Annotated in this window: 19 protein-coding genes and 2 pseudogenes; 14 read left to right on the top strand and 7 right to left on the bottom strand. The window is 41.0% G+C overall.

The window, feature by feature from the left end; translation table 11 throughout:
* Window positions 1-46: 46 nt before the first annotated feature.
* Window positions 47-862, bottom strand: a complete 816-nt coding sequence (locus tag FBF83_RS06030) for a glycerophosphodiester phosphodiesterase (protein ID WP_240687988.1) — start codon at window positions 860-862, stop codon at window positions 47-49.
* Between the two features lie 258 nt (window positions 863-1,120).
* On the opposite strand from FBF83_RS06030, the gene FBF83_RS06025 reads away from it, so the two are divergent.
* From FBF83_RS06025 to FBF83_RS06015, 3 genes are all read left to right on the top strand, one after another.
* On the top strand, window positions 1,121-1,441 hold the full coding sequence (locus FBF83_RS06025; RefSeq protein WP_136946190.1) for a DUF4306 domain-containing protein: 321 nt from the start codon (window positions 1,121-1,123) through the stop codon (window positions 1,439-1,441).
* A 101-nt stretch (window positions 1,442-1,542) separates the two neighbouring features.
* A complete protein-coding gene (locus FBF83_RS06020; protein ID WP_136946189.1) occupies window positions 1,543-1,842 on the top strand; it encodes a hypothetical protein in 300 nt (99 codons plus the stop codon).
* A gap of 330 nt (window positions 1,843-2,172) precedes the next feature.
* A complete protein-coding gene (locus FBF83_RS06015; RefSeq protein ID WP_169525208.1) occupies window positions 2,173-3,462 on the top strand; it encodes a GntP family permease in 1,290 nt (429 codons plus the stop codon).
* A 66-nt stretch (window positions 3,463-3,528) separates the two neighbouring features.
* Here FBF83_RS06015 and FBF83_RS06010 read toward each other — a convergent pair whose 3' ends face one another.
* From FBF83_RS06010 to FBF83_RS21260, 4 genes and pseudogenes are all read right to left on the bottom strand, one after another.
* Window positions 3,529-4,305 carry a 3-hydroxybutyrate dehydrogenase gene (locus tag FBF83_RS06010; protein WP_136946188.1) on the bottom strand — a complete coding sequence of 259 codons (777 nt, stop codon included), beginning with the start codon at window positions 4,303-4,305 and terminating at the stop codon, window positions 3,529-3,531.
* A gap of 177 nt (window positions 4,306-4,482) precedes the next feature.
* Window positions 4,483-6,015, bottom strand: coding sequence for a BCCT family transporter (locus tag FBF83_RS06005; protein WP_136946187.1), 1,533 nt, complete (start codon window positions 6,013-6,015; stop codon window positions 4,483-4,485).
* A 276-nt stretch (window positions 6,016-6,291) separates the two neighbouring features.
* Window positions 6,292-6,738, bottom strand: a pseudogene (locus FBF83_RS06000) (NUDIX hydrolase).
* Between the two features lie 33 nt (window positions 6,739-6,771).
* Window positions 6,772-7,011 (bottom strand): annotated as a pseudogene (locus FBF83_RS21260) (NIPSNAP family protein); the annotation flags it as partial.
* A 160-nt stretch (window positions 7,012-7,171) separates the two neighbouring features.
* Between FBF83_RS21260 and FBF83_RS05990 the strand changes: the two are divergent.
* The 6 genes from FBF83_RS05990 (at window position 7,172) to FBF83_RS05965 (ending at window position 11,710) form a co-directional block, all read left to right on the top strand.
* The gene (locus FBF83_RS05990) at window positions 7,172-7,918 is read left to right on the top strand and encodes an SDR family NAD(P)-dependent oxidoreductase (protein ID WP_136946186.1); all 747 of its coding nucleotides are present in this window, start codon (window positions 7,172-7,174) and stop codon (window positions 7,916-7,918) included.
* A gap of 475 nt (window positions 7,919-8,393) precedes the next feature.
* Window positions 8,394-8,873 carry a site-2 protease family protein gene (locus FBF83_RS05985; RefSeq protein ID WP_169525207.1) on the top strand — a complete coding sequence of 160 codons (480 nt, stop codon included), beginning with the start codon at window positions 8,394-8,396 and terminating at the stop codon, window positions 8,871-8,873.
* A 246-nt stretch (window positions 8,874-9,119) separates the two neighbouring features.
* Window positions 9,120-10,889 (top strand): sulfatase-like hydrolase/transferase, encoded by a 1,770-nt coding sequence (locus FBF83_RS05980; protein WP_136946185.1) that lies wholly within the window; start codon window positions 9,120-9,122, stop codon window positions 10,887-10,889.
* Window positions 10,890-11,009: 120 nt separating this feature from the next.
* A complete protein-coding gene (locus tag FBF83_RS05975; RefSeq protein WP_136946184.1) occupies window positions 11,010-11,228 on the top strand; it encodes a DUF1659 domain-containing protein in 219 nt (72 codons plus the stop codon).
* Between the two features lie 35 nt (window positions 11,229-11,263).
* The gene (locus FBF83_RS05970) at window positions 11,264-11,482 is read left to right on the top strand and encodes a DUF2922 domain-containing protein (protein WP_136946183.1); all 219 of its coding nucleotides are present in this window, start codon (window positions 11,264-11,266) and stop codon (window positions 11,480-11,482) included.
* 66 nt (window positions 11,483-11,548) lie between these two features.
* Complete coding sequence (locus tag FBF83_RS05965) at window positions 11,549-11,710, top strand: YvrJ family protein (protein ID WP_136946182.1); 162 nt, start codon at window positions 11,549-11,551, stop codon at window positions 11,708-11,710.
* Between the two features lie 861 nt (window positions 11,711-12,571).
* Here FBF83_RS05965 and FBF83_RS05960 read toward each other — a convergent pair.
* Window positions 12,572-13,132 (bottom strand): potassium channel family protein, encoded by a 561-nt coding sequence (locus FBF83_RS05960; RefSeq protein ID WP_338109119.1) that lies wholly within the window; start codon window positions 13,130-13,132, stop codon window positions 12,572-12,574.
* Window positions 13,133-13,278: 146 nt separating this feature from the next.
* On the opposite strand from FBF83_RS05960, the gene secD reads away from it, so the two are divergent.
* The gene (secD, locus tag FBF83_RS05955) at window positions 13,279-14,529 is read left to right on the top strand and encodes a protein translocase subunit SecD (RefSeq protein ID WP_136946181.1); all 1,251 of its coding nucleotides are present in this window, start codon (window positions 13,279-13,281) and stop codon (window positions 14,527-14,529) included.
* 75 nt (window positions 14,530-14,604) lie between these two features.
* Here secD and FBF83_RS05950 read toward each other — a convergent pair whose 3' ends face one another.
* The gene (locus FBF83_RS05950) at window positions 14,605-15,672 is read right to left on the bottom strand and encodes a phosphatidylglycerol lysyltransferase domain-containing protein (RefSeq protein ID WP_136946180.1); all 1,068 of its coding nucleotides are present in this window, start codon (window positions 15,670-15,672) and stop codon (window positions 14,605-14,607) included.
* 196 nt (window positions 15,673-15,868) lie between these two features.
* Here FBF83_RS05950 and FBF83_RS05945 point away from each other — a divergent pair, with 196 nt between their 5' ends.
* The 4 genes from FBF83_RS05945 (at window position 15,869) to FBF83_RS05930 (ending at window position 19,677) form a co-directional block, all read left to right on the top strand.
* Complete coding sequence (locus FBF83_RS05945; RefSeq protein WP_136946179.1) at window positions 15,869-16,459, top strand: cysteine hydrolase family protein; 591 nt, start codon at window positions 15,869-15,871, stop codon at window positions 16,457-16,459.
* Window positions 16,460-16,493: 34 nt separating this feature from the next.
* Window positions 16,494-17,003 (top strand): DinB family protein, encoded by a 510-nt coding sequence (locus tag FBF83_RS05940; protein WP_136946178.1) that lies wholly within the window; start codon window positions 16,494-16,496, stop codon window positions 17,001-17,003.
* A gap of 140 nt (window positions 17,004-17,143) precedes the next feature.
* On the top strand, window positions 17,144-18,235 hold the full coding sequence (locus FBF83_RS05935; RefSeq protein WP_136946177.1) for an NADH:flavin oxidoreductase: 1,092 nt from the start codon (window positions 17,144-17,146) through the stop codon (window positions 18,233-18,235).
* Between the two features lie 248 nt (window positions 18,236-18,483).
* Window positions 18,484-19,677: a Bcr/CflA family efflux MFS transporter gene (locus FBF83_RS05930; protein ID WP_136946176.1), complete on the top strand. Its 1,194-nt coding sequence runs from the start codon at window positions 18,484-18,486 to the stop codon at window positions 19,675-19,677.
* The last annotated feature ends 97 nt before the right edge of the window (window positions 19,678-19,774 follow it).

Raw genomic sequence — 19,774 nt, 5'->3', positions numbered from 1 at the left:
CATTGACACGCTTCGAGTTTATTCGGGTGACTTCGGGTGGTGCCTGTCACCTGCGGTTAACGTAATCAGGGTAGTCGGTTATAATACCGTCTACACCAGCTTCAAGCAGGGGATCTACTGAATCTATATCTCTTACTGTCCAGGCTTGCGCTTCCATTCCATTTTCGTGTATGCGATCTACAAAATCGGAGGTGATCAGCCACTTACCGGGATTCACATAATCAGAATAACGAGCAACTTCATTCAATTGTTCATCAGACATGGTATAGCTAACAAGTACTCCTGTCGGTACGGAAGGTAGAATAGAGTGGAGCGTTTCAACAGATTCATGATCAAAAGATTGCACGATGACTTTGTTGTTGTGTGGTTTATCCATATTTCGCTTAGCAAGTTCAGCGGCAACTTTTTCTTCGATTCCGGGATAAAGGGATGGAGATTTAAGCTCAATCAATATGCCAGATTTCCCTCGATATGCATCAAGTACTTCACCAAGGGTTGGTAGCTTCTCGCCAGCAAATTCTTCTCCAAACCAACTGCCAGCATCCAGATGTTTTAGCTCTTCAAGCGTCATATCTTTCACCTTCCCTGAACCATTTGTTGTGCGGTCGACGGATGTATCGTGAATAACGATAAGCTCTCCGTCTTTTGTTAGTTGAACATCGAGTTCAAAGTAATCGGCCTTCATTTCAACAGATTTTTCAAATGCAGCCATCGTATTTTCTGGCGCATAACCTGAAGCACCACGATGTGCGACTGTTTGGACACTCTTCGTATTCTGACTCGCCAAAACATCCCCATCCGCTACGAAAAACAAGCTCATAACTAGAATGGCGATCAAACCTGTAGATAGTATCTTTCTCAAAAAAATCTCTCCCTTCCTATTGGTCACTACCACTCTATCTCATCTCTATTAAGTGCCGGTGAAGGTGAAGTAATGGATTATGAAGGGTTCATGACAGAAAGTAAGTAAATGTACCCTGAGAGCTTTACACTGTTTTGTATGTTGGCCTAAAGCACCAGGAGAAAGGTACTTAGTAAACTTGCTGCAAGAACTTTTTCAAAAAAAAGGAATTCCTTCTCATTTCTCGAATAAGTATGGTACAAAAAAAGAGGTGATAGAGTGAAGAAAAGGGGTTTCTTCAAACTTGGCATGCTGTTGTCTCTATTCACTGTCTTCTGCTATTCGTATTGGGAGATGTCTTGGAAAGCTAGCCTATTGCCGGCCCATCCTGACTGGAAAAGTCATCTTATTTTCACACCGCGTTCGATTTCAGCTTCTAAAGATATTTATGAGATCGACATGTTTCTTTACGCGTTCAAAGTGGCACCGCTCATTACAAGCCTTTGCTTTTTAACGCTTTTTGCTATTATTCTTATTCTCATTCAATTCGTAAAGAAGCAGCTTGTCCATGTCGGTAAAAGCAATGTCACAAGTTCATAGAAGGTTGGAAGTGGGGCAGACTGCCTCACTTTTTTTCATGTCTCTATATCAAATGATTATGATATTGTTTTGGGGGAGACTTTTGAGAGAGGAAGAGAGGCTTGAAAAAAATAGCGATAGGTACAGGATTACTTTTTGTTGTGTTGTTTATGATGTTTGGCCCTTATAAAGTTATAAATGAGATGAACGAAAGAGGGGCTTTGAAAGAATTTATAAGCTCGCATGATACATTCAAGGGTGAAGAGATTATGGAAATTGACTATAGAGGCTCGGATACCTATTTTGTTCAAACAAATGACGGGGAGGAAGTTACAAATTACATCGTGATGAATTATAAATCGTCGATGATGAATGGGCATTGGAAGGTGTTTGAAGAGTCTGGTAGAGAGCACTATTACTAACATTTAAATAGAAAGAACCTGGATGTCTTGGACTCCAGGTTCTTTCGTTTATTCTATAACCAGCCGAGTGCCGTAATCACTTGAGCTAGACAAAAAGCGTGCTTATTGAAGAGTTCAAATATATTCGACAAATAACATCATAGTTCATATAAATTCGAGTGGTGACAGGCACCAGGTTTTAACTCAAAACTAACAGGGTATACCCATTCGGGTGCATTCGAGTAAATTCGGGTGGTGACAGGCACTCGCGAATCGGTTTTTGTCGATTTAGATTTGCCTGGATTGGACATAGTAAAACAGACATAAGATTTTTGAGGAGGCAAATCAGCTATGATTAGTATTATTATTGGACTGGCTCTCTTGATGCTACTTGCATACATGGGCTGGTCAATTATATGGATCGCCCCACTAGTATCCGGTATTGTTGCATTATTAAGCGGAATGGATATTCTAAATACATATACCGATACGTATATGGCAGGGTTTGTAGACTTTGCGAAAGCCTATTTCCCGATATTCTTATTCGGAGCGATTTTTGGAAAGTTAATGGAGGATACTGGGGCAGCACAATCTGTTGCTTACAAAATTTCAAGTGTAATAGGAGAGAAACGTGCGATTCTTGGTATGCTTCTTTCGGCAGCCATTCTGACTTACGGAGGCGTGAGTCTTTTCGTTGTAGTGTTCGCTGTTTACCCTCTTGCAGTTGCCATGTTCCGTCAGGCTAACGTTTCTCGTAAACTTATCCCGTCAACATTTGTACTCGGGGCTTTTACATTTACAATGACCGCTCTACCGGGGACTCCGCAGATTCAGAACATCATCCCAATTAACACGTTTAAAACGTCCACGATGGCAGCTCCAATTCTTGGAATTGTCGCTGGTTTAATAATGGCGGTTGGAGGATATTTCTATCTGAAATTCCGTGAGAAGCAGCTCTCGAAAAATGATGAGGCATTTACCGAACCAAAAGGATCTAATGAAGTGAAAAGCATTAATGAGGAGGAGCTACCTAACTGGATTCTTTCCGTTATCCCACTCATTGCAGTAGTTGTAACGCTGAATGCTTTCGAAAATCTAAGCATTCTAATCGCGCTTCTAATTGGTATTGTGCTCATCATGCTATTCAACTTCAAGAACTATAAACAATTTATTAAAGCGATTAATGGCGGTGCTTCCGGATCGGTAATGGCAACGATCAATACTAGTGCCGCTGTAGGTTTTGGTTCAGTCGTTACAGCATCACCTGGCTTTGAAGCAGTGAAGGATCTCATCTTCGCCATTCCGCTTAGCCCCTATTTCTCTGAAGCCTTTGCAGTTCAACTCCTCGCAATGATTACAGGGTCTGCTTCAGGTGGTATGGGGATTGCGCTTGAAGCACTTGGACAAGAGTATTACAACATTGCAGTTAATAATAATATGAGCCTTGAAGCATTCCACCGAATCACAGCCGTTGCTTCAGGTGCATCAATTCTCCCACATAACGGTGCATTGCTAACACTTTTCACAGTAACAGGATTAACACATAAAGATTCCTACAAAGATGTTTTTGTAGTCGGCCTAATCATTCCGATGATTGCTACGATCGCAATTATTTTCCTTGCTATGATGGGAATCAACTAAATGCACAAAAAGAAATCCCCGCTATTCTCGATTTGAGAACAGCGGGGATTTTCTTGTTTATGTTGTTTACTGAGCTGTATAACCGCCGTCAATAACTGCAGCTTGCCCCGTAATGCTCTTTGCTTTTTCGCTAACAAGAAAGATGGAATAATCGGCTACTTCCTGTACTTGTATTAAACGCTTTTGTGGTACGAGAGGATAAATAACTTGCTCTAGTGCTTTTTCTTTCTCAATGTTTCGAGTTTTCGCCAAATCCTCAAGCTGATTCTGAACAAGCGGAGTATCCACATATCCAGGACAAATCGCATTCACTGTAATCCCGTGATCTGCACCTTCAAGGGCAGTTACCTTTGTCAGACCAATGATCCCATGTTTTGCACTGTTGTAGCCTGCTTTTCCTGCAAATCCAATTAGTCCATTAATTGAAGCCATGTTGAGAATCCGACCATAGCCCTGCTCTTTCATAATTGGAAAAGCATGCTTAATGGCATAGAATGGGCCTTTCAACATGATGTCAAGGATAAGGCTAAACTTCTCACTCGGAAACTCTTCAACCGGTGCAACGTGTTGAATACCAGCATTGTTCACGAGAATATCAATCCGACCAAATTTCTTAACCGTTTCATCGATTGCATTCTTCACATCTTCTTCTTTCGCCACGTTAGCCACAACGCCTTCAACGGTGAATCCTTGTGACGTTAAGCTCTCAACCGATTCCTTCAACGTATCTTCGTTAATATCGTTCAACATTACCTTCGCGCCAGCCTTCGCAAACTCAGTAGCTATTTCTAAGCCGATCCCCTGACCAGAGCCAGTAATTAATGCACATTTACCTTCAAGCATCGTTGCATCCTCCTTAAATATGAATCATCAATTGTTAGGATACCCAAACGATCATCAAGATATTTCCCCTTTTTTCGACCAAAACCGGGTGGTGACAGGCACCCGCGAACCGGAACCCGTGCCGCTAACCGCCCATACAAAAAAGACGCACCCCAAAGGGTGCGTCTTCGAAATGTCTTATTTTTTCGTGATATTCTGATCCTTCGCCATTTCCCTCGCGACTTTAGGCGCTAGCCATATCATCGGTAAGAGAAGTAGTGATACCGGCACAGCTGTTACAACGATAAAGTTCTGTAACTGTGTAATACCACTGTCTCCTGTAATTAACAAGATCACAGCAACAGTACCCATTAGAATGGCCCAGAACACGCGAAGCCATCTTTGAGGATCACCTTCACCTGTAACGGCCATTGCGATGGTGTAGGACATAGAATCACTTGTTGTTACAACGAATAGAATCGTTAACAGTAAGAACAATGGTGAAATGATGCTTGCAAGCGGGAATTGCTCAGTAATTGCAAACATTGCTGCAGGGTTACCTGCTGCATTTAGTGCTTCTGAAATCGATCCAGAGTTCGTTAGTTCAAAGTATATTCCAGATCCACCAAGAACGGTAAACCAGAATGTCGAAATCACTGGTGCGAAAATCGATACTGCAATGATAATGTCTCGAATAGTGCGTCCTCTTGAAATACGACTCACAAGAATCGCCATCATTGGACCATATCCAATGAACCAGCCCCAGAAGAAGACTGTCCAGAAGGAGAGCCAGCCGGTATCTGCACGGAACGTACTCATCGTTACAAATTCATTAAGGTAAACGCCAAATCCTGAGAGAAAGTGGTCGAAAATAAAGCCACCAGGACCGAAGATCACAATAAAGACCATCAAACCGATTGCAAGACGGACATTAAAGCTACTTAAGTACTGAATTCCTTTATATAGACCCGTTATGGCTGAAATCGTTGAAACCACAACTACCGCTAGAATAATTGAAAACTGTGTACTGAATTGATTTGGTATACCGAATATTTCCTGGAGACCATAACTTGCCTGTAAACCTAGGAAACCAATTGGTCCAATTGTACCAGCTGCAACAGCGATAACAGAAAACGCATCAACTAGCGTTCCGAACCAACTATGGCGCAGCTTTTCACCGAAGATTGGATAGAGAAGTGTACGAGGTTTCATCGGCATACCTCTATGGTAATGACCGTACATCATGACTACAGCACTAATTGTTCCAAGAATTGCCCACGCGAGGAAACCCCAGTGCATGAAGCTTTGAGCAAGTGCTGTATCAACTGCACTCTGTGTACCTGCTTCAATTCCTTTCCCATCCTGAGAAGGAGGAACAGTTAAGAAGTGATACATTGGCTCAGCTGCTGCCCAGAACACGCCTCCGCCTGCAAGAAGTGTGGCCATAATGATGGATAACCACTTGTATAGGCTTAGCTCGGGCTTGTCAATGCCACCTAGTTTGATTTTTCCATATTTCGAGAAGGCTAAGCCAATCCCTACGAAGAACGTTGCTAGCATTAAGATCTGCCAGAAAGCCCCGAAATATTTCGCTGACCAGGCAAAGCTTGAGCTTACGAGGTTTTCAACTAATGATATATCGAAAAGTGCAAGAAAGACGAAGAGGACAAGAACCCCACCGCTTATTCCAAAGACGGGCCAATCGATTCGACCAGTTTCTTTATTTTTCATATACGACTCCTTTAATCTCTTTTTAAACACAATTACTTACTCTACCACTACCATTAGTATGGTGTAAAGTGAAGGGATTTAATCTGACAAGTCACTTAATTAAATGTAATAAAGGCTTTTCTATCAATATTTTCCATCACATCCTTTTTATGTAGAATATTAGTGAAAAAAGTCGAAAAAGGTAACGTATTTGAAGAATACCCACTATCATTAAAACAAAACAGGGAAGAAGCAGTTCTCTGCTTCTTCCCTGTCGTTTTGCAATATCTTTCATAGCTAGAACGCAACAAAAAATGGGTGTTTTTCTTCGTCTAAACAGTATTTTATCCGCCGTCTAAAGTTCTTCCAGGTGACCATGTCAAGCGCTACATCTATAGGGAAAAAGCCTACTTCGAGACTTTCCGGCGATGTGGTTAATTCGCCTCCGATCACTTTTGCTAGAAACAAGTTATTGGAGATGGAGGAGGCTACATTCTGAAAAACGCCACAGAACTATACGATTTCGATGTCCGCTCCGGATTCTTCTTTTGCTTCTCTTATTGCGGCATCAATCAAAGATTCGCCTTCTTCTACCTGACCTCCAGGAAATTCCCAACCTCGCCGTGGGCCTTTAATCAATAGAATTTCATTATCTTCATTAAAAATAACAGAAGCTGCTGAGACGATGTGCTTTGGTGGATGATACGAATAGGGTTCAGCAGTTGAAGTTAGAAAATCCTGCATACTTTCAAGGTATAGCTCTCCTAATTCCTTTTTTCGTTCTTGGGCTTTTTGATGCAAACCACTAGTTCTAATTTGTTGGTCAATGTTCTCGTATTGATCATCACTATCGTATTCCCAAATCGCTGTAATTTCATCACGATCTTCATTCACCCATCGTCCAATTAGTTTTGCTCCATGTTTCAGTTGATTAGCATACAAATAGGTATGGAAAAATTCGTTGAATTCGTCCAGTTTTTCAGGAATAATTTTGTATGTTTTTCTACTATAGATCAATTGGTTAATCCCTCGTTTCGGATAAAATGGGTTCGTTATATTTTTCCTGTATATGTAATTATTTCAAATGATAAAATAGTAATCAATATTATCGGGGAATATGGGCTATCTTCTCGTTATGATAGAGTAATTATACGATAAGTCATGAAGGAGAGATCGTATGCCTAATTTGAAAAATCAGGTCATTCTTATCACAGGAGGTAACCGTGGTCAGGGAAAAGCGATTGCTGAGCACCTTGCGTCATTGGGCGCACTAGTGGTGATTGGTGCGCGCAGCTATGAAAGTGCTAAAGAAGTAGTCGAATCGATTGGAAGAGATCAAGCTCATCCTGTGGAACTTGATGTTACCAAGGAATCACATTGGGATGCGGTAACGAAAGAGATAGAGAATGAATTCGGAAAAATTGATGGACTTATTAACAATGCTGGCATTTTAAAACGTAAAGCGTTTACGGAGTTAACTATCGAAGAATATCAAGAGCTAATTAACGTGAATCAGCTTGGTGTTTTCCTCGGAATGCAGGCCGTTCTTCCTTTAATGGAAGAGCAGCAGAAAGGGTCTATTGTGAACAATGTTTCCATTTCCGCATTTGCCCCGATTGGTCATTCAAGTGCTTATGCTGCAACTAAAGCGGCAGTTGTCGCCATGTCTAAAGCCGCCGCAATTGAACTTGGTCCAAAAGGTATTAGGGTTAACATGATCCACCCTGGTGGAGTCGAGACCAACATGGCAACACAAGGCGAAGGGGTCCCTGAATTCTATAGTTCCATTCCACTTGGACGTATCGGACAGCCTGTTGAAATTGCAAGAGCGGTCGCATTCCTTGTTTCAGATGAAAGCTCTTATTGCACTGGAACAGAAATAATCGTGGATGGAGGCATGACGTTGGGGTCTGCCGATGTTTAGGGAATAGCATAGGGCGGCAACCCTCCTCGGTTGATCTTTGGTGCCATTTGGCGTTAAAATGCTTTTGGGACTGGAATATTATGTTCGGTCTTAAAAAGCATTTCTTTCAATGAAAAAAGCTCCTTCTTGCTCACAGCATTTGAGGTATGTAGGGATGATAAGTAAGTAACAATTAACAAGAATAAAGTAATCTAAAATAGTTATGATTACTTTAAAATAATCCCTCGAAAAAATTGGGTTTGTGAAAATAAAAGACTAGGTAGCAATGATCTGAACAACTAGTGTCAGACATAAGCCGAAAAGGAGAACGATTCCTTTTCGGCTTTTTTAATGGCTAAAAAAAGTAGGGTGAGGAGGATATTGTGATTTTTCAAAGTGAAAAGTAGAAGTAAGTGACAATACTCAAAGCTCGTACTTTTGATATAGATGCTAGTTTAAAGAAATGAAACAAATCGAAAAGTTATGGAGGTTATCTATGTTTACATTTAGCGATATACCAATGTTTTTTGTGAACTTTTTTATCATCTTACCGGTAGTTACCTTTGTTCATGAAGCAGGACACGTTTTGGTTGCAAGACTTTTTGGAGGCAGGATTAAATTTAGTATCGGAACAGGTAAGAAAATATTTGATATCGGACCACTTGAAATACGGAAGAGATACTTCATGGAAGGTTGGTGTCAGTATGACAAGTTATCATACAACAAAACATGGGCGCATGTTTCCATCTATTTAGCCGGTAGCTTATTTAATTTAATACTAATTTTATTAATAAATTACCTCATTCTAACTGATGTTCTCCCTAAGTCCTTAATATTTAGACAGTTTGTTTATTTCTCTTTCTACTTCATTTTCTTTTCATTAATGCCTTATAAGAATGATGATGGTAAGCCTAGCGATGGCATGGCAATTTATGACGTCATTCGATACGGCAAGGCAGAAGATCCAATTGATTAAGCCCTTAAAAATTTCATTTGACAATATCCAACAAAAAGCGGGTGGTGCCTGTCACCACCCGCTTTTTCTTTGTCATGAACAGTGCTTTAGGCTGGAGCATATGGTGTAGGAGGATGAAAGCATGCGTAGAAGAGTGAACTTGCTTTTCGCCCTGATGTTGAAGGTTGTGGTAGGGCACTTTTACGAACGAAAGAGCTGGTCACCCTTCCAATGAATCAGGCTCGTTACTTAAGGGGGAATCCAACAATGGCGAAAGATAAAAAGCCAAACTTTCTTATACTTATGGTCGACCAAGAACGGTACCCATCCGTTTATGAAAGTAAAGAGTTGAGGGAGTGGAGAAGAAAGAACTTAATTACACAGGAGCTATTAAAAGAAAACGGCTTTGAATTTAAGAAGCATTACGCGGGTAGCACAGCCTGTTCACCGAGTAGAACAACGCTATACACAGGACAGTACCCATCGCTTCATGGTGTTACGCAAACAAGTGGTGCAGCTAAAACACCATTTGATCCTGACATCTTCTGGCTTGATCGAAATACCGTTCCGACGATGGGTGATTATTTACGCACCGCAGGATATCGAACCTACTGGAAAGGGAAATGGCACGCATCTGAAGAAGACATTCTCATCCCTGGAACGAATAATGCATTAGCAAGTTATACGTCTACAGGAGTACCTGATGAGGAGAATGTTCAGCAGTATCTTAATGCTAGTCGACTAGATGAATTTGGATTCGATGGATGGGTGGGACCAGAGCCACATGGTATAAATCCGCGAAACTCTGCTTCATCTGCAGCAGTTGGGATCAGCGGTCGAGATGTTATTTATGCCGCTGAAGTAGTTGAGTTAATTCAATCTCTTGAACAAGAGGAATCTGACACCTCCCCGTGGATGATTATGAGTTCATTCATTAACCCCCATGACATCGCCTTATATGGCGTATTTGCAGCCCAGAGTGGCTTATATGATTTTAAGGTCGATCCATCTGTTCCCAACATTCCGCCAGCCCCTACTTCTGGAGAATCGTTACGTACGAAGCCAACTGCGCAAAGTAGCTATCGCATAACCTATCCGAAAGCATTGCAACCGCTGAAAGACGACCTCTTCTATCGCCAATTGTATTATTCGCTACAAAAGCAAGCTGATGATGAAATGCATAAGGTGTTTACAGCACTGCAAAAATCCGCATTTTATGAAAATACCGTTGTGATCTTTCTTTCTGATCATGGTGAATTATTAGGCGCTCACGGACAACTGTATCAAAAATGGTACAACACGTATGAGGAGTCTATTCATGTTCCCATGATCATCCACAGCCCAAAACTTTTATCAGGAAGACAAAGCACAACGATGTTAACGAGTCATGTTGATGTCTTGCCAACAATGTTAGGGCTAGCTGGAATTAATCCAAGAAAAGCACAAGAAAAACTAAGGGTTGATCATACAGAAGTCCATCCCTTAGTTGGGCGAGACCTTACACCGCTTCTTAAAGGGAAAAGAAGGTTTGATCGTGCTAATGAACCGCTCTATTTTATGACAGATGATGACGTGACAAGAGGGTTAAACCAGGTCTCCGTCACTGGCCAGCCTTACGAATCCGTTGTTCAACCAAATCACATTGAAGCGGTTATCACCACACTTCCGACTGGTGTGGAAAAGAAACATGAGCTCTGGAAGTTTTCGCGCTATTACGATAACCCTCAATTCTGGAGTAATCCTGGTGTTCAGGATGTTGTTCTTCATGAGGACACTCCAGTGCCTCCCAATTCAGATGTGCAGTATTCCCATTGCGTAACAACAACAAAAACAACCCCGGTACCTGATGAATTTGAATTATATAACCTGTCCAGTGATCCTTTAGAAGAACGAAATTTAGCCGATCCCTCCTACCAGACGCCAGAGACAATTAAAATACAGGAGCGGTTAAGCTTGCTGCTTGAAGAACAGTGCCGCAAGAAAAGGTTATCTCCAAGTAGTGGCAATGTACCTGGAATGCCGTCCTGTGATTTCTAATTAAAAAGGCTCCCTATCAATGACGTGATGGGGAGCCTTTTTTTCGTTGGAAATTTTTTAATACAGATGCCCCTTTTTCTATTTTCATAACGATATATAGGGTGAAAGGAGGTGATCAACATGGCAACAGCATCTCTCATGAACACGCAGCTTCGCATGGTACTAGAAACCGGCGTTGACGAGAACGGCAAATCGATCTTCCGCAGTAAGAACTTCAACAACATCAAGCCGTCCGCATCACCAGATGCGCTTTTTGCAGTAGCACTAGCGCTTGCACCACTGCAGCAGCACAACTTATTCGCGGTTGAGCGCAATGATTCATCTGACCTACAAGCGTAAGATCACTCAATTAATAAGAATGGAGGGCACTCACTATGGCAAAAACACTCGATCTTCAATTCGATACACGAGATAACAAGCCATTCTCAATCACACTAAGCGATCCGGTTGAACCTGTAAATCCAGCTGCCATTGCTGCGGCAATGGATGCGATCATCGCTCAAAACTGCTTCACAACAAGCGGTGGCGATGTGACAGCTAAAAAAGGCGCGCGCCTCGTTGAACGTAACGAGAATGATATTGTGATCAGCTAATTGAAATGAGGAGGGGCATTGTCCTTCCTCTTTCTTGACGATGAAAACGAAAAGGGAGGAACAAAGATGGAATCCTGGATGTCACTCATCAGCGATGTTGGTTTTCCAATTGTGGTAACGCTATATCTACTGCACCGCATTGAAGGAAAGCTCGATACGCTGAATGAAACGATTCTTCAGTTACCAGATCACCTAACTTCACAACGTTTGAATAAGAAAGTGATGTAATCCAAAAACAGTAGCAGAGGTTCAGGGCAAGCGATGGACCTCGCTATCTTTTTATACATAATCGCAAGACCAATTTAATAGTGAACAACGGCTTCCAATCTTCTTTTTAAAAGAGACGATTGTGAGGTTTCTTAAAGTGTGCCGTTGTTCAGAACGTGGAAGGCCTACCACACGTTGTTAAACTAAACTTGTCAGGTGAGCTGAAGCCGATGCAGAAAATTCAGCGTTCTCAAGAGTACACATTTCCCGGTTTATGTGATGAGAAGCTATGGCGAGAACGGCCCTAACGGTTCGGTAAGGTAACCAGGCGTACTACGGTACGGGTAGCAGCGCAAAGACCACGCACATTGGACTGGTTTAATGTGTAGAAAGTGCGCTGATGAAGAAATTCGAGCGTTCAAATCGGGTGATACGGTGGAACCCTAAGACGGTCTCAGTATACTTCAGTATTAGTGGACGTCTGCTTTTACAGTGCTGATGCTTTCTTGTCAGCGCTGTAAAGGTAGTCATTCTCTGTCCAATGTTTCCTATCCTGTCTAGTGCCTTCAGTGGTTGAGGCGCATTAAGGGAAGAGAAGCATGGCAAGCTTAGAGAAATTGATCTAGTAAGAAGTAAGAGCGCAATAAAGCATTGGAGAGTAGATAAAGAAAAAGATAAGAAACAAGCGATAGCGTCCTGGTTGAAAAGAAGGGGGGAGCGGATCAGATTTGGAGGTTTGGGTTGAAGAAAAAAGCAACCTGCCACCTCATACATAATGCAGCAGGTTAAACGACATATTATGATACCAATCGGGTGGTGACAGGCACTCGTTAGAGAAATAAGAGTTTGGAGGGAGCTTTCTAATCTTTCCTGCCTCTGAACTTATTTGTGTTTTGATTGGTTGGATAAATCTATAGCTTTCATGAAATATGCCGTTGGTAAAAGAATCCCAATCATTGATTCGATAATCGCAAAGAAACGAGCGGGTCCTATTGGCAAAATATCTCCATAACCAACTGACAATAGAGTCTCACCACTAAAATAGAATAAATTTAATAAAGTAGGTTCAATAGGTTTACGTGAAGAAAGACTCTGGACTATTATTGTTTCTTTCATTGATAAAAGATAGTAAAGAAAAGTAAATCCAACTAACACTCCAAGTAGAACAAAGAACAATTTAAGAAAAAGTGCTGAACTGAAAGTGCTTTTTTTATATGTTTTATTTGAGAAAAAATAGAAAAGATTGATTGCAATAAATAAGATAGTGGCTCCGATTAAGAAATTTATCATTTTATTCACCTCCATCCTTTTATTATCTTTTTCGTTTAAGATTAAACGCATATTTATTGGATTTAATGATGGGGGAGATAAAATGGCCATGCTATCATTATCCCCCAACGAAAAAGGACCAGCCTCATTAACCTCAGGCAGGTCCTTTTTCAAAAGCTTCATCCAGTTTTCTAAAAAACATTCGGGCGGTGACAGGCACTCGCGAATTGGCGCTTGCAAACCTGAAAGCTAAACACCTGGTAATCTATCACAGGCTTTGACACAATGGAAATATCTATAAAATAAGGGTGTTTTTACATATGAAAAAAAGCTGGATCATTTCAACTTCAATTACTATTTCTTTACTCTTTCTCCTCTTTTTCACTACGTCAAAAAACATTGTAGACGAAATAAAGGTGGGATTGGATTTACAGGGCGGATTTGAAATTCTGTATGAAGTACAGGAGCCATATGAAGGGAGAGAGATTCCTGAAGAGAAGCTTGTTACCCAGATGGCTTCTTTAATCAGTGATCGAATCAACTTGCTTGGTATCAGTGAACCGGTTATTACGATTGAAGATGATGATCGAATTCGTGTGCAGGTACCTGGAGTGAAAGATCAGGAGGAGGCTAGAGAGTTTATTTCGATCGGGGGAAATATTACGTTTCGAGATACGGATGATCAACTTGTCCTTTCCTCTAGTGATTTTTCTGCTGTGAAAATAGAAAAGCCTTCTGAGGATAGTTCGCCTAACATATCAATAGATTTTACTGAATCCGTTGATATGGAGAGCATCACAAAAAAGTACGAAGGTAAGAAACTAGTGTTATGGCTTGATTATGTGAATGGTGACTCCTATAAAGAAGCGACATTAAAGATAGATTCAAAGATTATTTATGAAGGGATGGTTAAACAAACCTGGTCAAGCTCTGGAATGTCCTTAAGTAGCGATTTTTCAAAGAAAGAAGCAGAAATCGTAGCAAAAGCTCTAACCACTGGCGATCTTCCTGCTCCATTAATAGAAATATCCTCTCAATCCGTTAGTGCCAAACTTGGTGAGAAATCTTTAAATCAAACGTTGATTTCTGGCATTATAGCAATCTTCCTAGTTTTTTCTTATATGGTGTGGCGATATCGTTTCCTTGGACTTGTTTCTATCTTATGTATGCTCAGTTACCTCTATCTTACTATAGGACTATTTGTCTTCTTTGAAGGAGTACTAACCTTAACAGGATTAGCAGCTTTTATCTTAGGACTTGGCATAGCAGTAGATGCAACAATCATTACATTCGAACGCCTTAAAGAAGAAGTAAAACCAGGTAAGTCGTTCTTACAGACTGTGATGGATGCTTCTAATCGAACGTTTGTCACGATAGGAGATGCTCAACTCACAACGTTAATTACGGCAGCAGGTCTTTTTGTATTTGGTGTCGGAAGTGTGAAAGGTTTTGCCACTATGTTACTTATTAGCATCGTCTCAGGGTTTCTGACATGCTATGCACTTTTACGATTATTACTTTATATGATTGGCGAATCTCGTGTAGTGGAGTGGTATGAAAGTAGAAAGTAACTTGAAGAATTGTGTGTACTATTGAAAAATAACCAGTCTGGATATCCAGACTGGTCACTTGTAAATGTAATTTCTTCATCCTGTTTTCTTAAGAAAGAATCGTATCGGGTTAACAGATTTCGGTTGAGAGACTGGGGACCGATTAATCAAAAGCATTAATTGAAAAAGAGTGATGAAACACGTATTTTTATATACCAAGTATTTAGGTTCCCATTTGTCCGTAAACTTACTTTTGAAATCTCTTAGACCTTTAAAATTATAGAAAGAGTTTGCGTGATTGAAAGCTAGGCGCATCAGCTTTTCGCTCATGAACGCATCTTTATGATTTCCTACATTAGATAAGGGAGCCATCCCAAGGCTACATGACCGATAATCGTTTTCTTTCAACCATTTAAAGATGTGGATGAACAGTACATCCATTGTTCCATGTGGACTGTCACAACGCTTACGCATTAAGTCGATGCAAACACTGCTTTTATAATCCGTTGCTAGAGTAGCAAACGCAACGACCTCACCTTTGGGATCATACAATAAGGCGATAGGAAAACTCGACACGTATTCTTCATTAAATGAAACGACGGAAAACCCCTTTTCCTTCTGATCGCCAAGCCAAGAGTCAGAAACCTTCGACAAGGTTGAGAGAAGTTCGTTCGTATATGGCGGATGCACTACGCTAAACGAAAAGGAGTTACGAGCAAACTTATTGCATCTTGTTCGCAATTTTGCCCCTTTTTTACCTGCTAGCGAAAAGCCATCAAGATCCATCACACTTTCTTCTCCTAGTTTCAAGAATCGATAACCTAGTTCATGATAATAAGCCATATATCGGGGACTAACTTGATAGAAGACGGGTGTAAGGCCATTGTTTTCACCATACTCACAGAATTCTTTCATCGCTTCAAATACCAGGGATTCAACGCCAATGGGATCTCCCAATACAACCAATTTATTGGCAATCTGTTTGTAAGCAATTAAAACATTACCTTGCTGTGCCCAGTAAATTTCTTTGTCTTTCAATAGCATCAAATGTGATAAATGATGACCTCCATGTTCTTTTAAGAAAGCGGAGACTTGTTCGACATCGAACTCCGGCTCATATGATGGTGATCTGAAATCAGTTATCCATTTCTTTAAATAAATCATCTCTTCCCTCCTGAGAAAGATACATCTATCTTAAGATACCATAAACATGGTCGTTGTTAAGGAGGAAATTTCAACTAGTCTATGACGATTAGTAGCGAACACCTTTATAGGAAAGAACTATGTGCTGTGCAGGATTCTATCTTTAATCTTAGAATTATTTAAAATGGCAGATTTTTTGTACGAAGGAGGAAGTTTTATGCGCTCAAAAGCATTAGTCATTGTTGATGTCCAACAAGCATTTGAAGATAACAAATGGGGCAATCGAAATAACATTTTAGCAGAAGATAACATAAGAAAGATCCTCTCGCTCTGGCGTAACACTGAAAACCCCGTTATTTACATTCAACACCAGTCTGATGATCCGAATTCTCTTTTTCATCCGGAGAACAAGGGATTCGGGATCAAAGACATCGTTAGACCAAAAAAGGGTGAACCAATTTTTACTAAGAAAGTAAATAGTGGCTTTATCGGAACGAACCTAGAAGCGTACTTGCATGAAAAAAATATCACTGATGTTGTGATAACTGGGCTGACTACCGCTCACTGCGTATCTACAACAACTCGAATGAGTGGTAATTTAGGGTTTAACACTTTTCTCATTTCAGATGCAATTGCAACGTACGGATTAACCGATCAAAATGGAACTTATCATAACGCTGAACAAATCCACGAATTAACATTAGCCACGTTACATGACGAATTTGCCACGATTCTTTCGACAGAAGAGTTAATAAAAGAGTTTAAGCTCGAGAAAAGGTTTAGTGAGAACGTAACAAGGAATACATAACAAAGGATTTACGAACGCACAGGAGGAAAAAACAGTGAATCTACTCAAAGAACAGTATGACTGGATCATGCACACAAGAAAATTACTCTTTCATTTCTGTGAAAAGGTAAATCAAGAAGACTATACGAAAGAAATGGATGCGTTCAGTGGCAATTCGATGCGATCTCTCCACCAACACGTAGCAGAATGCTATCACTATTGGTTAGGAAAAGTTGGCTTGAAGGATCCCGACTTTTTCGACCGTCCTGAACAAATGAAGGACATCAATGAAATGCGGAAATTGTTTGATGAAGTGGATCACCTTGTTTATCGGTTCTTGGATCGATTCGAGGGACAAGAGGAAGAGAAGGTTACAAGAGGAGTTTCGGAAGACGATGAGGAGTTCTCTGTTCTATGGCTTTACACCCATACAACGACTCATGAATTTCATCATAAAGGACAATTGGTTTGGGTTTCTCGTCAACTAGGATACGAACCTCCCGATACAGATCTCATTACAGCGTCCGATATCAATCGATACTCAGCGTATCCAGAACAGAGATAATGGTTTGACATACTCCAACGAACCCTCCTATTAAGATCTGATAGGAGGGTTCGTTTTTTGTTAGTGTAAGCAGAATTTTTTTCTTTCTTGCTTGGATTTGCAATAATACGTGTGTGATTAAGAAAAGAGGAGGACTTCTCGTGGCATCTACTAAACCATTATTTCAATCATTTACTAGTGATAATTTAACACTATCAAACCGTACGGTGATGGCGCCAATGACGCGCGGCTTTTCACCAGATAATATACCGGGAGAAGATGTGGCAGCTTACTACCGCCGCAGAGCTGAAAATGAAGTAGGCTTAATCGTTACTGAAGGAACAGGAATTAACCATCCTGCATCTGTTTCAGGTGCAAGCATCCCCGTCTTTCATGGTGAAGCAGCACTAAATGGCTGGGCGAATGTTGTGAAGGAAGTTCACAGCGTTGGTGGGAAAATTGTACCTCAGCTCTGGCATGTCGGAATGACTCGTAGTAAAGGGGATCTTCCAAATGAAGACGCTTTGCCTGTTGGTCCATCAGGACTCAGTTTAGACGGTGAGAAAGTAAACGAACCATTGACTGAAGAAGAAGTTGGTCAACTGGTAGAAGCATATGCACAAGCAGCGGCTGATGCGAAACGCATTGGTTTCGATGGAATTGAGCTTCACGGAGCACACGGTTATTTAATCGATCAATTCTTCTGGGAACAAACGAATAAGCGTACCGATCGCTATGGTGGTGATCTTGTTGGTCGAACTCGCTTTGCTGTTGAAATCATTGAAGCATGCCGACGTGAAGTAGGGCCAGACTTCCCGATCATTTTCCGTTTCTCTCAATGGAAAATGAATGAATTCAAAGCCAAGCTTGCAACAACACCGGATGAGTTAGAGCGTTTCTTACAACCTCTCGTTGAAGCTGGAGTGGATATTTTCCACTGTTCGACTCGCCGTTTCTGGGAGCCGGAATTTGAAGGGTCTGATTTGAACTTGGCTGGTTGGACGAAGAAACTAACTGGTAAGCCAGTTATCTCTGTTGGATCCGTTGGACTCGATGGAGAATTCACTAGCTTCGCAGGTGCTGAAACCACGAGTCTTGATAGTCTTATCGAAAGGGTTGAGAATGAAGAGTTTGACCTTGTTGCCATTGGACGCTCACTGCTAATGGACCCAGAATGGGTGAAAAAAGTACACGACGGCAGAGAAAATGATCTGTTGGCGTTTGATAAAGAGTCACTTAAGAAATTAACTTAAGCTAGGTGTACTAAAGAGAGCTGCTTGGTGATATATTGGCTGAAATCTCGGTTTATTGGCCAGAATTTCATTTTATTGGCTAAATTTCAGGTATATTGTCCAAATCCTACTTTCAATGTCCAAACCACCTAAGAGAGCTGCTATTCTGGCAGCTCTCTTTTTATTAAACTAAACTATTGTCTTGAATAGACCTGTTTGCTAAAATCGGTAGAGTTATTTAGCTAAAATAAAGAAAGGTGTTACCATATATGATACAAAATCCAACAGGAAAAGAACGTCTGGGACTTGCTTTCCTGCTCGGTATGCTTGGAATATTAGGTCCACTTAATATTGATATGTATCTACCGAGTTTCCCAGGAATTGCAAGTGACTTAGGGGCGAGTGCATCGCTTGTCCAACTTAGTTTAACAACTTGTTTAGTCGGACTTGCAATAGGCCAAATAGTCGTCGGACCGTATAGTGATGGGCAGGGTAGACGCAAGCCATTATTAATATTTATTTTCTTATTCGCTGTGTCATCGATACTATGTGCGATTGCACCGAACATCACCACGCTTATCATTGCGCGCTTTCTCCAGGGATTCACCGCTTCAGCAGGTGTTGTACTCTCACGTGCGGTTGTACGAGATGTGTTCAGCGGGAGGGAACTTACGAAATTCTTCGCATTACTCATGGTCATCAATGCGACAGCACCAATGATTGCTCCGATGACAGGAGGAGCGATTCTGTTACTACCTTTCGCTACGTGGAATACCATTTTCTACTTTCTTGGTTTTCTAGGGCTTGTTATTGTTGCAGTCATTAAGTTCAAATTACCTGAAACACTGCCACCAGAGAAACGGATGCCAGGTACAATTAGTCAATCCATTCATACAATTGGAAGTCTTTTTAAAGATCGTTCCTTTATTGGTTATGCTTTAACGATTGGTTTTGTACATGGTGGAAGCTTTGCATATGTTTCAGGAACGCCATTCGTATACCAGGGCATATATAACGTTTCTCCACAGGTTTTCAGTATCCTATTTGGGATAAACGGTCTAGCTATTATTTCAGGAAGTTATATGATTGGACGACTGAGTGCTTTCTTCCATGAACGTAGCTTGCTCAGAACCGCTGTCATTACAGCTGTCAGTGCGACTCTTTTTCTACTAGTTATGACGATCATTGAAGGACCACTTGCAACGCTTGTTGTGCCAATCTTTATCTACATGACTGCGATGGGAATGGTGATTACAAGTACATTTACACTCGCAATGGAGAAACAGGGACATCGGGCTGGCAGTGCAAGCGCTGTGCTAGGCATGCTTCCTTTACTATTCGGTGCAATGGTTTCACCACTTGTTGGAATTGACGAATCCACAGCCGTACCAATGGGAACAATTCTATTTAGCACTTCCTTGATTGGTTCGATTATGTTCTTTACCTTAACAAGTAGAAAATAAGTAAAAAGGCGACTCCTATAATAGGAGTCGCCTTTTTACTTATTTTTGGAAACTATTCTTGCGCTATCTCGTCTTTAATAGTAAAAGGAAAAAGAGT

Origin of the sequence: Guptibacillus hwajinpoensis, from assembly GCF_005144865.1 — a bacterium.
GTDB classification, from domain to species: Bacteria; Bacillota; Bacilli; order Bacillales; family Guptibacillaceae; genus Guptibacillus; species Guptibacillus hwajinpoensis_A.
This window is presented reverse-complemented; position numbering and strand designations above follow the sequence as displayed.

Bases quoted from the DNA above. Each gene is read 5' to 3' on its own strand.
- secD (WP_136946181.1), top strand. From the start codon at position 13,279: ATGAAAAAAAGCTGGATCATTTCAACTTCAATTACTATTTCTTTACTC.
- FBF83_RS06005 (WP_136946187.1), bottom strand. From the start codon at position 6,015: ATGAAAAATAAAGAAACTGGTCGAATCGATTGGCCCGTCTTTGGAATA.
- FBF83_RS05945 (WP_136946179.1), top strand. From the start codon at position 15,869: ATGCGCTCAAAAGCATTAGTCATTGTTGATGTCCAACAAGCATTTGAA.
- FBF83_RS05950 (WP_136946180.1), bottom strand. From the start codon at position 15,672: ATGATTTATTTAAAGAAATGGATAACTGATTTCAGATCACCATCATAT.
- FBF83_RS05990 (WP_136946186.1), top strand. From the start codon at position 7,172: ATGCCTAATTTGAAAAATCAGGTCATTCTTATCACAGGAGGTAACCGT.
- FBF83_RS06010 (WP_136946188.1), bottom strand. From the start codon at position 4,305: ATGCTTGAAGGTAAATGTGCATTAATTACTGGCTCTGGTCAGGGGATC.
- FBF83_RS05930 (WP_136946176.1), top strand. From the start codon at position 18,484: ATGATACAAAATCCAACAGGAAAAGAACGTCTGGGACTTGCTTTCCTG.
- FBF83_RS06015 (WP_169525208.1), top strand. From the start codon at position 2,173: ATGATTAGTATTATTATTGGACTGGCTCTCTTGATGCTACTTGCATAC.
- FBF83_RS05975 (WP_136946184.1), top strand. From the start codon at position 11,010: ATGGCAACAGCATCTCTCATGAACACGCAGCTTCGCATGGTACTAGAA.
- FBF83_RS05980 (WP_136946185.1), top strand. From the start codon at position 9,120: ATGGCGAAAGATAAAAAGCCAAACTTTCTTATACTTATGGTCGACCAA.
- FBF83_RS05970 (WP_136946183.1), top strand. From the start codon at position 11,264: ATGGCAAAAACACTCGATCTTCAATTCGATACACGAGATAACAAGCCA.
- FBF83_RS05985 (WP_169525207.1), top strand. From the start codon at position 8,394: ATGTTTACATTTAGCGATATACCAATGTTTTTTGTGAACTTTTTTATC.
- FBF83_RS05965 (WP_136946182.1), top strand. From the start codon at position 11,549: ATGGAATCCTGGATGTCACTCATCAGCGATGTTGGTTTTCCAATTGTG.